The following is a 16,269-nucleotide window of genomic DNA, read 5'->3' as shown; positions in this document are numbered from 1 at the left end:
CTCGGGCGGCCACCCGGGCTGGGCCATTCCTCACGGAACGGCACCATCATAAGCGATCGCGCTAATACAAGGGTGGGCAAAGCGAAGCGTGCCCACCAGCTATCGCGATAATTGAAAGATGGTGGGCACGGCGCTTGCGCGCCTTTGCGCACCCTACGGCAGCTTTCCGAGTTGAAAGAGAGTCATGACCTCAACCAGATCGACGCGCTCCACACCGTCGACGGTGCGTGCCACAAGCGTCAGCACCGCGATGTTGACGGTGCAGACCTCAGGCTGCGGCTTCATCGACCTCACGGCCGAGGCCGCGCAGTTCATCGCCGACGTTCATGCGCGGGACGGCGCGCTGACGCTGTTCATTCGCCACACCTCGGCGTCGCTGACGATCCAGGAGAACGCCGACCCTTCCGTGCTCGTCGATCTCACCACGGTGCTGGCGCGGCTCGCGCCGGAGGATGAGGATGCAGGCTGGACCCACGACACCGAGGGGCCGGACGACATGCCCGCGCACGTCAAGACCATGTTGACCGAGACGTCGCTCCATGTGCCGGTCCTCGATGGCGCGCTCGCGCTCGGCACCTGGCAGGCGATCTATCTGATCGAACACCGTGCTCGCCCGCATCGCCGCGAAATCGTGCTGCAATTCATCGGCGCGGCGCGGTGACGAGAACAAAACCGGCCGCGGTTCCCCGCGGCCGGTTTGTCGTGCCCGAAGCCGGCGTCGCGCCGGCTTGCTGCGATCAGTTCGTGTTGATGTCGACGTCCTTGGTCTCGGGGAGGAACAGGAAGCCGACCACCGCGGTGATCACCGCGAAGCCGATCGGATACCACAGACCCGCGTAGATATCGCCGGTCGAGGCCACTATGGCGAAGGCGGTCGCGGGCAACAGTCCGCCGAACCAGCCGTTGCCGATGTGGTAGGGCAGCGACATCGAGGTGTAGCGGATCTTGGTCGGGAACAGCTCGACCAGCATCGCCGCGATCGGCCCGTAGACCATGGTGACGAAGATCACCAGGATGAACAGGAGCCCAATGATGGCGGCGACCTGCGGGCGGAAGATGTCCAACGGATTCGACATCTTCACGATGCCGGGGTCGCCCGCTTTGGGATAGCCGGCGGCCTGCACCGCGGCGAGCACCGCCGGGTTGCCGTCCTTGGCGTTGGGGTAGGCCACGTCCTTGCCGTTGACCACGATCTTGACACCGGAGCCCGCGGCGCCGCTGGACGTCGTGTACTTGACCGACGACTGCGACAGGAAGGCGCGCGCCGTGTCGCAAGGCGCGGTGAAGACGCGGGTGCCGACCGGATTGAACAGATCGCCGCAGCCGGCGGGATCGGCCACCACCTCGACCTTGGTCTGCTCGATCGCCTTCTCCAGCGCCGGGTTGGCGTTGGTGGTGATCATCCTGAAGATCGGGAAGAAGGTGAGCGCCGCGATCAGGCAGCCGCCGAGGATGATCGGCTTACGGCCGATCTTGTCGGACAGCATGCCGAACACGACGAAGAAGCCGGTGCCGAACAACAGCGACCAGGCGATCAGGAGGTTGGCGGTATAGCCGTCAACCTTCAGGATCGATTGCAGGAAAAACAGCGCGTAGAACTGACCGGTGTACCAGACCACGCCCTGGCCCATGGTGCCGCCGAGCAGCGCCAGCAGAACGAGCTTGCCGTTCTGCCAGTTGGCGAAGGCCTCGGTGAGGGGTGCCTTCGAGCTCTTCCCCTCATCCTTCATCTTCTGGAAGATCGGCGATTCGTTCAGGCGCAGCCGGATCCAGACCGATACGCCGAGCAGCAGCACCGAGACCAGGAACGGAATGCGCCAGCCCCATGTGGCGAAGTCGGCTTCGCCGGTCGCCGTCCGGGTGAACAGGATCACCAGCAGCGACAGGAACAGGCCCAGCGTCGCCGTGGTCTGGATGAAGGAGGTGTAGTAGCCGCGCTTGCCGTTCGGGGCATGCTCGGCGACATAGGTTGCCGCACCGCCATACTCGCCGCCGAGGGCGAGACCCTGGGCCAGACGCAGCGCGATCAGAATCACGGGTGCCGCAAAGCCGATCGTCGCAGCGCTCGGCAGCAGGCCGACGATGAAGGTCGACAGACCCATGATCAGGATGGTGACGAGGAAGGTGTATTTCCGGCCGACGATGTCGCCGATGCGGCCGAACACGATCGCGCCGAACGGACGCACCAGGAAGCCGGCGGCGAAGGCCAGCAGTGCGAAGATGTCGCGCGTTGCCGGCGGATAGGCCGAGAAGAACTGCGCCCCGATGATGCTGGCCAGCGAGCCGTAGAGATAGAAGTCGTACCACTCGAAGACGGTACCGAGCGAGGAGGCGAGAATGACGAAACGTTCGTCCTTCGTCATACCTCCGGTGCGTGCTTGAGACACAGCCATTGTCGACATTTTGCGTTGGCTCCCCGAAATGCGTTTCCTCATGTCCCGATATCCGGATCTCTCCGGATCAATCTGGGTCTTGCCCCCAAGGTAACATCGGCGTGAAAGCGGCCCCAATACGACTTTCGGCCTTGCGCACTGACGCGCAACTGACGGTGCGGAAAGATAGTGCAGCGCCGTGGAAACGAGTCGGTGGATTAACCCCTTTTTGGCAAAGGAATAATGTGCCCTTGCATGCCACGGCCGGCCGGGGAAGAATTGACCGTCGCGCCGGTCCGGATTACTGGCCCGGGGACGGAACAACAGCAAGAGATCGATGAGCGCTCCCTCCACCCATCTCGTCATTGCCGATGACCATCCGTTGTTCCGCGATGCGCTGCGGCAGGCGGTGGCGGGCGTCCTCTCGACGGCGAAGATCGACGAGGCCGGATCGTTCGAGGACCTCACGAAACTGCTGGAGCAGACCTCCGACGTCGATCTCGTGCTGCTCGACCTCTCGATGCCCGGCATCTCCGGCTTTTCCGGCCTGATCTATCTGCGCGCGCAATATCCGGCGATCCCGGTGGTGATCGTCTCGGCCTCCGACGACAGTGCCACGATCCGCCGCTCGCTCGATTTCGGCGCCTCCGGCTTCATCCCGAAGCGGTTCGGCGTCGAGACGCTGCGCGACGCCATCCTCAAGGTGATGGAGGGCGACGTCTGGGTTCCCGCCGACACGGACCTCTCGGCCGCCGCCGACCCCGACATGACCAAGCTGCGCGACCGCCTGGTGACGCTGACGCCGCAGCAGGTGCGGGTGCTGATGATGCTGTCGGAGGGGTTGCTCAACAAACAGATCGCCTACGAGCTCGGCGTCTCCGAAGCAACCATCAAGGCGCACGTTTCGGCGATCCTGCAAAAGCTCGGCGTCGAGAGCCGCACCCAGGCCGTGATCGCCGCCGCCAAGATCGCCGGCGGCCAGTGGAAGCAGGGCACGCCGGCGGGGTAGGGCGGTGACCCGTTAACGCGTGGATGTCCGATCTCATGGCTTGGAGCAGGCCGCGGGCGGACAGCGCCGGGATGCCCCGCTCGTGATCCTCAAGAGACATTCGCCCCCCGAGATCGTTCTCGGCGCAGGAGACCGATTGCAATCGGCGCCAATACAGGGAACTGTGTGGTGACGCTGCCAGATACACAAAGTCAGGGAGGCTCATGCCATGGCATTTTCGCTCTACGACGCGACCGTTGCCAACTACCTCCAGATTCTCGGCGCTGTCAGTGGCTTCCTCGACAAGAGCCTCACACATTTCCGCGAGACGAACATCGATCCGGCGAAAGTCGTCGAGAGCCGGCTCGCAGCGGATATGCTGCCGCTTCGTTTTCAGATCGTCTCGCTCGCACATCATTCGCGCGGCGCAATGGAAGCAGCGAAGAACGGAGTGTTTATGCCGCCGGCCGGCAAAACAGACCTGGACTATGCCGGACTTCAAGCCCTGGTGGCCGAGGCGCGCAATAAACTCTCGGAGCTGACGCCCGAGGCTGTCAATGCGCTCGGCGGCCGCGACCTCGTCTTCAAGCTCGGCGAGCGCGCGCTTCCGTTTACGGCAGAAGGATTCCTGATGTCGTTCTCGCTGCCGAACTTCTTTTTCCATGCGACCACGGCTTACGACATTCTCCGTCACGAGGGCGCGCCTCTTGGAAAACGCGATTTTTTGGGCAGGTTGAAACTCAAGGGTTAAGAGCGGCAAGCGTTCAAGACGGATGTCAAAGGCCTGTGGGATGGGTGGAGCGTGACGAAATCGATCATAGTGCGCCGTATCACGATAGGTTTCGCTTCGCTCTACCTAAACTACGAGGTCTGATGTCGCCGTTGGCCCCTAGTTGGACCTCGGCTGGCGCTGCAATCAGGTTGACCGACATACGAAACGCATGGAATGCATCTAGTAGACGCTTGGGCCGGTGGTGAAAGTCTACTTGTTTGACTTAGACGGTACTCTAGCAGCGAGCGAGCCTTTGAAGGCGCGGGCTCTGGCAAATGCATGTGCATCCTATGGGGTCGAAGCCGATCACCTGATTTACGCCGATGTGATGGGTGCGGACTGGAAAACGGTAACGGCGCATTTCTTCAGCACATACCGTCTCAATCCGCCGCTCGATGAATTCGACGCCCGCTTTCGCGAATACTACCTCGATCTTATTGAGGCGGAAGTCACCGAAACTCGGGGAGCAAGCGGATTCGTTCGAGAATCTCGAAAGCGAGGGATCAGGGTTGGAGTGGTCAGCTCGGCGGCGCCATGGATGGTTGAGAGGGTGCTCTCGAAGCTTGAATTGAGCGGTGCGTTCGATCTTGTCGTCACTCAGGAAGACGTTACGTCTCACAAACCCGATCCCGAAGCCTATCTGCTGGTGCTCTCTCGATTGCGAACGAGTGCAGCAGAAACGCTGGTTTTCGAGGACTCGTATGCAGGCCTGAAGGCCGCAAACGCGGCCGGTTGCAACTGTATCGTCGTTCGTCACGCCTTCAACGGCAAGCACGACTTCTCCGCAGCACTCCGAGTCATAGACGGGTTTAGCGAGTTCCACGAATAGACAGCGGAGACCTCCAGCTCCGGCGATGTCCCTTGATGGCCATCAGCGAAGTAGCGGAGCGTTTCGTTGAGGTCCGCTTAGTATGGCAAGGCGGACTGGATTTGCCGAGGTTGAGTTTCTTCGCCGTTTGCCCCCGTAGCGGACATTGGCCGGCTAGGACGCATGGCATGAATTGCCCTATGCTGTCGGCAACATTGGCACGGGATCGGCAATGAAGCGACGTGAATTTATCGCTCTGTTGAGCATGTCGGCGGCATGGCCGCTCATCGCAAAAGCTCAGACAGACGGATCGGTGCGGCGGATCGGCATCCTGTTCGGGGCGACCGAGGGGGATCCGCAGGTCACGAAATATCTGGGAGCGTTCAGCTCAGGACTGCGGCAACTCGGCTGGATTGAAGGTCAAAACATCGCGATCGATTATCGCTGGGCGCGGGGTAGCATCGAACGGGCGCGGTCCCTGGCGAAGGAGCTGGTGGGCACGTCTCCCGCGCTGATCCTCACGACCGGGACGGAGCCGGCGCTGGCCCTGCGCGAGACAACTGCGACAGTGCCGGTCGTCTTCATCAACGTCACCGACCCTGTTGCCGGAGGCTTGGTCGCCAGTCTGGCGCGACCATCGGGTAAAATCACCGGCTTTACGCCCTTCGAGTACGATATCGGGGGAAAGTGGCTCGGTTTGCTCAAGGAGATGTCGCCGGGTCTCAGGCGGGTTGCGATGCTCGGCGATCCCGTCAATCACAACTTCAGGGGATCCAAGGCCTCGTTCGAGACGGCCGCGCAGTCGCTGTCGATCGAACCGACTTCGGTTGCCGTTCACGGGGCGGAAGACATCGAGCGCGAAGTTGGTTCGTTTGCCGCTGCAGGAGGCGGCGGATTGATCATCACGGCCGCAACTTTCTCGAACGTCCACCGCGCCCTGATCGTCAATCTGGCGAACGCCAACAAATTGCCCGCGATCTACTGGAATCGCTTCCAGGTGGCGGCCGGTGGCCTGATGTCGTACGGCCCGGATACGGCCGAGCTGTATCGCAGCTCCGCAACTTACGTCGATCGTATCCTGAAGGGAGAAAAGCCCGCGGACCTTCCGGTGCAGGGGCCGACGAAGGTCGAGCTGATCATCAACGCCAAAACGGCGAAAGCAATCGACCTTGTCGTACCGCCAGCTATGCTCGCCCGCGCCGACGAGGTGATCGAGTGAGAGCGCTATCCCTGTGTTGTTCGCTGCGCTCGCAATGACGCATTGTTGAAGATGATGGACTTTCAATCTCACAAAAGCGTGCATTGAGGCGGGTTCCTGAAGCCCTCGGCAAGCGATCCTCGCACCGCCTCACGGGCGGTTTCCCGGCGGCCTCACAACTTCTCACAAGTCCAAACGGGCGCTCTGCGTAACACGCTGATAGTCAGTGCGTCATGGCGAGGAGGCCTTCATGAGCCGAACTGAAAAACGGTTCCGTCCAGCGTGGACCCACGCCAGCGGAATCGTCGGCACCGCATGTTCCGCGGCGACGATCTGATTTGACGACAGCGATCAAAGGACCACGACCATGACACAGATTATCAACCAGCATCGCCGCCAATTCCTCGGCGTCGCAGCCGGGACCGTCGCCGTCGGTTTCGGCGTGATCGACCTTGCGCGCGCCGAAACCGAGACGCCGCGCTCCGCCGCATCGAATGCCTCCTTCGGCACGATCAAGCAGATCAATGCCGGCGTCCTCGACGTCGGCTACGCGGAGGCCGGCCCCGCGACCGGTCCGGTCGCGATCCTGCTCCACGGCTGGCCATACGACATTCACGCCTTTGTCGACGTCGCGCCGATCCTGGCGCAGGCCGGCTATCGCGTCATCATTCCCTATTTGCGCGGCTACGGCTCGACCAACTTCCTCTCCGGCAAGACGCTGCGTAACGGCGAGCCGGGTGCGCTCGCCGCCGACATCATCGATCTGATGGATGCGCTCGACATCAAGAAGGCGGTCCTTGCCGGCTTCGACTGGGGCGCGCGCACCGCCGATATCATCGCGGCGCTGTGGCCGGAGCGTTGCCGCGCGCTGGTGTCCGTCAGTGGCTATCTGGTGTCGAGCCAGGCTTCGGGAAGCGCGCCGCTGCCGCCGGCGGCCGAACTGCAATGGTGGTACCAGTTCTATTTCGCGACCGAACGCGGACGCGCCGGTTACGAGAAGTACACGCATGATTTCGCCAAGCTGATCTGGAAGCTGGCCTCGCCGCAGTGGAAGTTCGACGACGCCACCTTCGATCGCAGCGCGAAGGCCTTCGAGAACAAGGATCACGTCGCGATCTCGATCCACAATTACCGCTGGCGGCTCGGGCTCGCCCAGGGCGAGGCGAAGTACGAGGAGATCGAAAAGAAGCTTGCAGTTGCTCCCGTCATCAGCGTGCCTGCTATCACGATGGAAGGCGACGCCAACGGCGCCCCGCATCCCGACCCCAGCGCCTATGCCAGGAAGTTCTCTGGCCGTTATGACTTTCGCCTGATCACCGGTGGCATCGGTCACAATCTGCCGCAAGAAGCACCGCAGGCCTTCGCCAAGGCCGTCATCGACGTCGATGGCGGCGCCTGAGCGCGTGTTACTCGGCCGCCACCATCTGTTGCGTCCGCCACTGCCCGAGCAGGGCGCGCAGCGAAGCCGGCTTCACCGGCTTGTTCAGCACCGCGATCTTCTCGTCGCGCGCAGCCATCTGCACCGCAGGGCTGCGATCGGCGGTGATCAGGATCGCCGGGATGGTGTCGCCGAAGCGGCGACGGATGTCGCGGATGGCGGCGATGCCATTGCCGCGGTCGAGGTGATAGTCGACCAGCAGCCCGGTGACGCGCTTGCCGGCGGCCTCGATCGCGGTGATCGCGCCTTCCGGATCGGCGACCGCGATCACCTCGGCGTCCCAGGCCTTCAGCAGCGTCCGCATGCCATCGAGGATCGCGGCATCGTTCTCGATGCAGACGATCAGCGCGCCCGAGATCGACATGCGCGCCAGCGGCGTCGCGCTGGTCACCGCCGCGGTCAGCGTCACGGCCTTCGCCGTCGGTACCGTCACCGAGAACAACGAGCCGCGGTTCCTGTTGGCGTCGATGGCGATGCCGTGGTTGAGCACGCGCGCCAGCCGCTCGACGATCGACAGCCCCAGCCCCAGCCCGCGCGCGATCCGTGCGCCCTGTTCGAGGCGGTGGAATTCCTTGAAGATCTCACCGCGCTTGGCCAGGGGGATGCCGACGCCGGTGTCGTAGACACAGATCTTGAGTGCGGCGCCGTGGCGGCGGCAGCCGACCAGCACGCGTCCGCGCGGGGTGTATTTGATCGCGTTCGAGATCAGATTCTGCAGCAACCTCCGCAGCAGCAGGCGATCCGACTCGACCGGCAGCGAGCAGGGCACAAAGGTGAGCTTGAGGCCCTTGGCACGCGCGATCGGCGCGAATTCGATCTCCAGCGAGCGCATCAGATCGCCGATCTTGAAGCTCGAGATCGAGGTCGTCATCGCACCGGCGTCGAGCCTGGAAATGTCGAGCAGCGCGCCGAGGATCTCCTCGATGGCCTGCAGCGACTCGTCGATGTTTTCGGCCAGCCGCGTTTCCTCGCCGCTATGCCGGCGCTCGACAAGGCTCGTGACATAGAGCCGCGCCGCGTTCAGCGGCTGGAGGATGTCGTGGCTGGCGGCCGCGAGGAACCGCGTCTTGGAGATGCTGGCGTCCTCCGCGCTGCTCTTGGCCAGGGCCAGCTCCGAGTTCAGCCGCGTCAACTCCTCGGTACGTTCGCGCACGCGCTTTTCCAGCGATGCATTGGCGCGCTCCAATGCCTCCGCCGCCTCGAATGTTGGTGTGACGTCGGTGAAGGTGATGACGAAGCCGCCGCCGGGCATGCGGTTGGTGAGCACCTCGATCACCATGTGCCGTTCCGGCAGGCGTTCCAGATAGGGTTCGCCATCGGTGGTATAGGCCGCGAGCCGTTGCTCGATCATCGTATCGCGGTCGGCCCGACCGGCCGGATCGCTCACGCCCATGAATTCCAGGATCTCCCGCAGCGGCGTGCCGAACTGGATGAAGTGCGGGGGCACGTTGAGCAGGTCACCGAACTGCCTGTTGGAGCAGATCAAATGCAGATCGGCGTCGAACACCGCGATGCCCTGGCGCACATGATTGAGCGCGGTCTGGAGGATCTCGCGGTTGAAATGCAGCGCCGCATGGGAATCGTCGAGCAGTTTCAGCGCGGCCTTCGCGGAGACCGTGCGCTTGCGCAGCAGCAGCGACATCACGAGCCGCGAGGACGCGGCTCCGATCGACGAGGCGATCAGGTGCTCGGCGTGCTGCAACAGCTCGAAATCGGCGGGTGCCCCGGGTTCCAACCGCATGTTGCGTCGTGCCGAGAAGGCTTCGAAGGAGTGCTGGGCGCGCTCAGGTCCGAGATATTGCGCGACGGTGGTCTGGATGTCCTGCACCGTGACGGTGGTACGCCAGCGGCGGAAATTCGGGGCGATCGGGGCGAGCGTATTGGGTACGAACAGATCGGCCTGGACCAGCTCAATGGACGAGGGCCGCCGTGCCAGCGACAGCAGCACGTAAGTGAGGATGTTGAGTGAGAGCGACCAGACCACGCCGTGCATCAGCGGCGGCAAATCGGCACCGAACAACGCCTGCGGCCGCAGCGCCTCGATGCCGAATGGGCCATGCTGAAGCAGCAGGATGCCTGCGGTCGAAGAGTCCATGAAGCTCGGCATGAACAGCGTGTAGAGCCACACCGCAAAGCCGACCAGCATGCCGCCGATGGCGCCGCGCGCAGTCGCCCGCCGCCACAACAGGCCGCCGAAGAAGCTCGGCGCGAGCTGCGCAACGGCGGCAAAGGACAACAGGCCGATCGCCGCGAGCTGGGTGTTGCCGAGCGCACGATAGTAGAAATAGGCCATCACCATGATGGCGAAGATCGCGAGCCGCCGCGACCGCAGCAGGAAGTCGCCGAAATCGGTGGCTCCGGTGCGCCGGTCGGGCCGTCGCTGCAGCACCAGCGGCACCACGAGGTCGTTCGAGACCATGATGGAGAGCGCGACGCATTCGACGATCACCATCGCGGTGGCCGCCGACAGGCCGCCGACGAAGACGGCGACGCTGAGAAGCCCCGCGCCGCCCTCCATCGGCAGCGCCAGCACGTACATGTCCGGGTCGACCGCGCCGAACGGGAAGCTGACGAGGCCGGCGAGCGCGATCGGGATCACGAACACGTTGATGGCAACGAGATAGAGCGGGAACAGCCATCGCGCGCGGCTGACCTCGGCGTCCGAGGAATTCTCGACCACGCTGACGTGAAACTGCCGCGGCAGCAGCATGACCGCGCACAGCGACAGCAGCGTCATGGTCAGGAAGTTGCCGATCGACGGTGAATAGTCGATGGCGCGCACCGCCTCGGGCGTCTTCATCGCGCGCTCGATCAATTCATGCGGCGAGAACATCCAGAAGGTGACGAAGATGCCGGCGGTGAGGAAGGCGACCAGCTTGATGATGGATTCGGTCGCGACCGCCAGCATGAGGCCGTGCTGGTGCTCGGTGGCGTCGGTCTGCCGCGTGCCGAACAGCACCGCGAAGGCCGCCATCGCCAGCGTCACCATCAGCGCCATGTCGCCGAGGATCGGGATGTGGGAGAAGCCCTGGTCCTCGCTGAGGATGACTTCGAGCGAGGACGCCACCGCCTTGAGCTGCAGCGCGATGTAGGGCACCGAGCCGATGATGGCGATCAGTGCCACGGTGGCCGCAACCGCCTGGCTTTTGCCGTAGCGCGCGCCGATGAAGTCGGCGATCGAGGTGATGTTATGCGCTTTCGCCAGCTGGATCACGCGGCGGAGCACGCCGGCGCCAAGCCCGATCATCAGGATCGGGCCGACATAGATCGCGAGGAAGTCGGTCGAGGTGCGGGTGGCGAAGCCGACCGAGCCGAAGAAGGTCCAGGAGGTGCAGTAGATCGCCAGCGACAGCGGGTAGATCAGCCCGGACGCGCGGCCGGGTCTGGCCGGCGAGCGGCGGTCGCCATGGCTCGCCACCAGGAACAGGAAGCCGATATAGCCGAAGGCGGCAACGATCACGCCCCAGTCGTGCAGCATGGCGAGCGTGCTTCTCCCTGGGCGCAAAGGCGCCCGATCTCATTTTCGCTTGTAAATCTAGCGCGTTGAAAGGGGCGATGCGACAGCGAAATACTTGGGCCGGGGCGGGAACTGGGGTTGAAGTTAAGGTCCGTGGCGAGGCGGCGGTACCGCTTACCCTCCCCTGAAGGGGGAGGGTCGATCGCGCGCAGCGCGAGCGGGGTGGGGTGATCTCTCAACACGGGCACTGTCAGACGGGGAGAGACCGTCACCCCACCCCGCCTCACATTTTCGCTGCGCTCAATCTGAGCCGACCCTCCCCCTCCAGGGGAGGGTAAGAAAACCCTACTCCGCCGCCAGCGACTTCTCGCGCAGCGGCAGACCCAGGCGCTCCCACACTTGCAGCAGGGCTTCGGCGAGCTGATCGATCAGGCCGTCGTCATGATAGGGCGAGGGCGTGATGCGCAGGCGTTCGGTGCCCTTGGCGACGGTCGGATAGTTGATCGGCTGGATGTAGATGCCGTGGTCCTCGAGCAGCAGATCCGAGGCCTGCTTGCACTTCTCGGCGTCACCGATGAACAGCGGCACGATGTGGGTGTCACTCGACATGACAGGGAGGCCTGCTGCGTTGAGGATCGCCTTGACGCGCGCGGCGCGGTCCTGGTGGCGCTCGCGCTCCCAATTCGAGGTCTTCAGATGCCTGATCGCCGCGGTCGCGGCCGAGCAGATTGCCGGCGGCAGCGCCGTGGTGAAGATGAACCCCGGCGCGTAGGAGCGCACGGCGTCGATGACATGGCCGTTGCCGGCGATGTAGCCGCCGAGGCAGCCGAACGCTTTCGCCAGCGTGCCCTCGAGAATGTCGATACGATGCATGACGCCGTCACGCTCGGCAATGCCGCCGCCGCGCGGACCATACATGCCGACGGCGTGGACCTCGTCGACATAAGTCATCGCGCCGTATTTCTCGGCGAGATCGCAGATCCCGGCGAGCGGGGCGACGTCGCCGTCCATCGAATAGAGGCTCTCGCAGGCGATCAGCTTCGGCCGGTTCGGGCCTGCCGCCTTCAGCAGCGCTTCGAGATCGGCGAGATCGTTGTGGCGGAACACCTGCCGCTCGCAGCCGGACTGGCGAATGCCTTCGATCATCGAATTGTGGTTGAGCTCGTCCGACAGGATCAGGCAGTTCGGAATGAGCTTGGCGATCGTCGCGATACCGGTCTGGTTCGAGACATAGCCCGACGTGAACAGCAGCGCCGCTTCCTTGCCGTGGAGGTCGGCGAGCTCGGCCTCGAGCTGCACCAGCGGATGATGGGTGCCGGCGATGTTGCGGGTGCCGCCCGCACCGGTGCCGACGCGGGTCGCGGTCTCGACCATGGCGCCGACGACTTTCGGGTGCTGGCCCATGCCGAGATAATCGTTGGAGCACCAGATGACGACGTCGCGCTTTCCGTTGGGCGAGTGCCAGACCGCATGCGGGAACCGGCCTGCCGTGCGCTCCAGGTCGGCGAACACGCGATAGCGGCGCTCGGTATGGAGACGAGCAAGGGCGGAATTGAAGAACTGGCTGTAATCCATCGAGAAAACCTGCAACGGAACCGGTCAAAGGGCCGCATCTGTTTAGAGCTTTTCCAGCTCCAATGTCTATGCGCTATCCCACATCTGGCCGTGAAGGGGATTTGGGCAAAATGCCCTATCGTGCGATTTGAAACTTGATCCCGATCAAGTCCGCGCGAGACGTCATGTTGCTCTGCAACATCCGCCGCTCCGCAATCTTGCGGGGAAGGGAATGACGACGCTTTACGTCGTCCTGAACTGAAGCACGCCGTCCCTGGTCTCGGCAGTGAGACGTCCCTCGACGATCATGTAGTTGACGTGGGCGACGAGTTCGCCGGCGGCAAAGCCCATCTGGTGCTCGTCCAGCACGTGCTTGTTGAAGACGACGGGCACCAGCGCACGCGAGGTCTGAGGCACATCGCGGCAGGCTTCCGCGATCAGGCGGCAGCGTTCCTCGTGGTGATCGGCGAGCTGCTTGATGCGGGTCTTGAGCCCGTAGAACGGTACGCCGTGGCCGGGCAGCACCAGCAAATCATATGGCAGCGTGGTGGTGAGGCTCGCAAGCGAGGCCAGATATTCGCCGAGCGAGTTCTGGTCGGGCTCGACGGCCCACACGCTGACATTGGGCGAGATCCTGCTCAGCACCTGGTCGGCGGAGAGGAACAGCTTGTCGTCGGCGCAATACAGCATCACCTGGTCGAGAGCATGCCCGCCGCCGGTGATGACCTTGAAGCGGCGCGTACCGATCACAACCTCGTCGCCGTGCGAGATCCGGCGGTAGGACGGCGGCAGTACCGAGACGCGCTTGAGATAATCCTGGCCGCGGCCGAGCAGCTTTTCGGTGAGCGACTCGTCCATGCCGTGACGGCGGAAGAACTGCCGCTGCGCTTCGCGCCGCTCCTCGGTGCCGCGGTTCTGGTGATAAACCGATTGCAGATATTCGACCTGCGACATCACCAGCGGGCAGTTGAACCGCTCGACGATCCAGCCGGCGAGGCCGACATGGTCCGGGTGCGAGTGCGTGACGATCAGGCGCGTGATGTTGACGCCCTTCAGCGGTCCCTCGAACAGTCTGGTCCAGGCCTCGATCGTCTCTTCATTGCCGAAGCCGGCATCGACCATCGCATAGCCGTCGCCGTCGGCGAGCAGGTAGATGTTCACATGGTTGAGGCGGAACGGCAGCTTCAGCCGCGCCCACAGCACGCCCGGCCTGACCTCGACGATCTCTTCGGGGCCGGGATGCTGTTCCCAGGGATAGCGCAGAGCCTCGGCCGAGGACTGCACGATGTCGGTTTTTGCGTTCATGCTATCGGCTTAACCCCGCCGGGCGCGCCGCGCCAGCCGAAAAAGGCCGGGCCGGGGTCTCCGCATGGCGGTCATACCGGGCCGCATTTGCCGTAGCCCGGACGGAGCGCCATCCGGGCCACGGGACGGCGTTCTACGCCGCCCGCATGTTGTTCAGGAACGCATCGATTTCCCCGCGCAGCATGTCGGCCTCGCGGCGGAGCGCGTCGGATGCAGTCAGCACTTCGGTGGCCGCAGCTCCGGCTTCGGCCGAAGCGGTCGACACGCCGACGATATTGCTGGAGACCTCGCTGGTGCCGCCGGCCGCATGCTGGATGTTGCGGGCGATCTCGCGGGTCGCCGCACCCTGCTCCTCGACGGCCGCCGCAATCGTGGTGGTGACGTTGTCGATCTCCCCGATGATCCGGCCGATACCCTGGATGGCGCCGACAGCGGAGGTCGTGACCTGCTGCATGCTGGCGATCTGGGTGCGGATCTCTTCGGTGGCCTTCGCGGTCTGGCTGGCGAGGCTCTTCACCTCGGATGCGACCACCGCAAAGCCGCGGCCAGCCTCGCCCGCGCGCGCCGCCTCGATGGTGGCGTTGAGCGCGAGCAGATTGGTCTGCGATGCAATCGTCTGGATCAGGTCGACGACGACGCTGATCCGGCTGGCGCTGTCGGCAAGGCTCTGCACCGTGGCGTCGGTGGCGCCGGCCTCGTCGACCGCCTTCTTGGCGATCGCGGCCGACGTGACCACCTGCTTGCTGATCTCCTCGATCGAGGACGACAGCTGCTCGGTGCCTGACGACACCGTCTGCACGTTGACCGAGGTCTCCTCAGCGGCGGAAGCGACCGCGTTCACCAGTGCATTGGACTGGTCGGCGGTGGTCGACATGCTCTGCGCGGTCGCCTGCATCGAATTGGCCGATTGCGCCAGATTGTCGAGCGCGCTGCGCACCGTGCCCTCGAACTCCGCGATCCTCGCTTCCATATGTGCGGCACGCTCGGCCTTGGCGACACGATCCTTGTCCTGTTCAGCCGCAAGCGCCCGGGCTTCGATCATGCTGTCGCGGAACACCGTCAGCGTTTCCTTCATCGCGCCGATCTCGTCGTTCTGGCGCGAGCGGACGATCTCGGTGTCGAGGTCGCCGGCCGAGAGCAGCTGCATGGCACGCTGAAGCTCACGGATGCGGCGCAGGATGTTGCGGCCGACATAGAGCCAGACGAACAGGGCCGAGCCGATCAGCGTCAGACCGCCCAGAGCCAGCATTGCGGTCGTGGCGAGCGAGATTTCCTGGCGCGCCTGGAAGGTCGACGCGTTGGTCTCCTTCTGCACGCCGTCGACGAGCGCCTGCACGCTGATGCCGAGACCGACGTTGAGCTTGCGGGTCTCGTCCAGGATGGTCTGGCCGTAGTCGATGGCATCGAGCTCCTTCTGGCGGATCTTGAACACGCCCGTCTTGCCCTCGCCGAACGTCTGCAATTTCTGCATTGCGACCTTCACCGCAGTGGTTGCGGGAGTGTCGGGCAGGTCCTCCAGGTTCCACTTGACGCGGTCGCGGACCGCCTTGAATTCGTGTTCGATCGTCTCCAGCGTATCGCTCGAGTTGGCGGACAACGCGGCCATCATGTCAGCGGCCATCAAATTGCCGTTGGCAAGCACCGTACTGATCTGACCGACGGAGCGGACGGCCTCCATGGCATCGTCTGCCGACACGTTCGTCGATGCCATGATCGCGCTCAGCCGTGTCTGGGTATCCAGCATTGCGGGGTTGGCTGCACCGACGAAGGCGAGCTGCGCCTTGCGCAGCGCCTCGTATTGCTTGTCATGCAGCGCAATCGTTTCGAGGCGCTCCTTCGCAGCCGATACCAGGCTCTTGGTGGCTTCATCGATGCTCTTGACGGTTTCGCCGAGCGCGCTGGCGACCTGCTTGTCGGCGCCGAGCTCGATGATCTCGCCGACCTTTGCCATCGCCTGTTGCTGGATTTCCTGAACCTTCTTGGTGCGCTCAGCCAGCGCTTCTTCGGAGGGCGAGGCGAGCAGGCCGGGTCCCTGCGCTGCCAGCGTCGCGCTCTGCGAGGAGAGCTGAAGGCTGGCGGAGAGGCGCGGGATGTCGCGGCCGCTCAGATCCATCATGGTCGAGCCGAGATGGTTGAACACGAAGCCGGCACCGCCCGCGATCACGAGGCCCATGCCCGCGATCACGGCGAAAGCCGCAATCAGGCTGCCGCGCAGGCCCCATTTCGGCATTTTGAAGCGCGGCTTGAAACGGCCCAGGCTCAGACGGATCGCCATCGAAAAATTCCCCCACACGCGTAATCTTGTATTTTCGCCGCACAGTATCCTTGGCCCGGGTTAAAAAATCGCAAGTTACACAAGTGCTTGGCAGTTCCGCAG

The 16,269-nt window shown here is 63.8% G+C and carries 11 protein-coding genes; 6 read left to right on the top strand and 5 right to left on the bottom strand.

From position 1 onward, the window contains the following. The first annotated feature begins 184 nt into the window (after positions 1-184). Positions 185-661: a secondary thiamine-phosphate synthase enzyme YjbQ gene (locus tag JQ621_RS34310; RefSeq protein WP_212241539.1), complete on the top strand. Its 477-nt coding sequence runs from the start codon at positions 185-187 to the stop codon at positions 659-661. A 76-nt stretch (positions 662-737) separates the two neighbouring features. Here JQ621_RS34310 and JQ621_RS34305 read toward each other — a convergent pair whose 3' ends face one another. Further along, the gene (locus JQ621_RS34305) at positions 738-2,363 is read right to left on the bottom strand and encodes an MFS transporter (protein WP_212241538.1); all 1,626 of its coding nucleotides are present in this window, start codon (positions 2,361-2,363) and stop codon (positions 738-740) included. A 346-nt stretch (positions 2,364-2,709) separates the two neighbouring features. Between JQ621_RS34305 and JQ621_RS34300 the strand changes: the two genes are divergently transcribed. From JQ621_RS34300 to JQ621_RS34280, 5 genes are all read left to right on the top strand, one after another. Further along, on the top strand, positions 2,710-3,381 hold the full coding sequence (locus JQ621_RS34300; RefSeq protein ID WP_212241537.1) for a response regulator: 672 nt from the start codon (positions 2,710-2,712) through the stop codon (positions 3,379-3,381). A 208-nt stretch (positions 3,382-3,589) separates the two neighbouring features. Further along, positions 3,590-4,111, top strand: coding sequence for a DUF1993 domain-containing protein (locus tag JQ621_RS34295; protein ID WP_212241536.1), 522 nt, complete (start codon positions 3,590-3,592; stop codon positions 4,109-4,111). Between the two features lie 235 nt (positions 4,112-4,346). Further along, complete coding sequence (locus JQ621_RS34290) at positions 4,347-4,961, top strand: HAD family hydrolase (protein ID WP_249125749.1); 615 nt, start codon at positions 4,347-4,349, stop codon at positions 4,959-4,961. Between the two features lie 172 nt (positions 4,962-5,133). Next, a complete protein-coding gene (locus JQ621_RS34285) occupies positions 5,134-6,159 on the top strand; it encodes an ABC transporter substrate-binding protein (RefSeq protein WP_212241534.1) in 1,026 nt (341 codons plus the stop codon). Positions 6,160-6,505: 346 nt separating this feature from the next. Next, a complete protein-coding gene (locus JQ621_RS34280) occupies positions 6,506-7,537 on the top strand; it encodes an alpha/beta fold hydrolase (protein ID WP_212241533.1) in 1,032 nt (343 codons plus the stop codon). 7 nt (positions 7,538-7,544) lie between these two features. On the opposite strand, the gene JQ621_RS34275 is transcribed toward JQ621_RS34280, so the two are convergent. The 4 genes from JQ621_RS34275 to JQ621_RS34260 form a co-directional block, all read right to left on the bottom strand. Continuing rightward, positions 7,545-11,054, bottom strand: coding sequence for a PAS domain-containing hybrid sensor histidine kinase/response regulator (locus tag JQ621_RS34275; RefSeq protein ID WP_212241531.1), 3,510 nt, complete (start codon positions 11,052-11,054; stop codon positions 7,545-7,547). A 324-nt stretch (positions 11,055-11,378) separates the two neighbouring features. Next, a complete protein-coding gene (gene hemA, locus JQ621_RS34270) occupies positions 11,379-12,608 on the bottom strand; it encodes a 5-aminolevulinate synthase (protein WP_212241529.1) in 1,230 nt (409 codons plus the stop codon). Positions 12,609-12,830: 222 nt separating this feature from the next. Further along, positions 12,831-13,892, bottom strand: a complete 1,062-nt coding sequence (locus tag JQ621_RS34265) for an MBL fold metallo-hydrolase (protein ID WP_212241527.1) — start codon at positions 13,890-13,892, stop codon at positions 12,831-12,833. 133 nt (positions 13,893-14,025) lie between these two features. Further along, complete coding sequence (locus tag JQ621_RS34260; RefSeq protein ID WP_212241525.1) at positions 14,026-16,167, bottom strand: methyl-accepting chemotaxis protein; 2,142 nt, start codon at positions 16,165-16,167, stop codon at positions 14,026-14,028. Between the last annotated feature and the right edge of the window lie 102 nt (positions 16,168-16,269).

The sequence above is a fragment of the Bradyrhizobium manausense genome (assembly GCF_018129685.1).
GTDB classification, from domain to species: Bacteria; Pseudomonadota; Alphaproteobacteria; order Rhizobiales; family Xanthobacteraceae; genus Bradyrhizobium; species Bradyrhizobium manausense_D.
The sequence above is the reverse complement of the archived record's forward strand: the minus strand, read 5'-3'. Positions and strand labels throughout refer to the sequence as shown.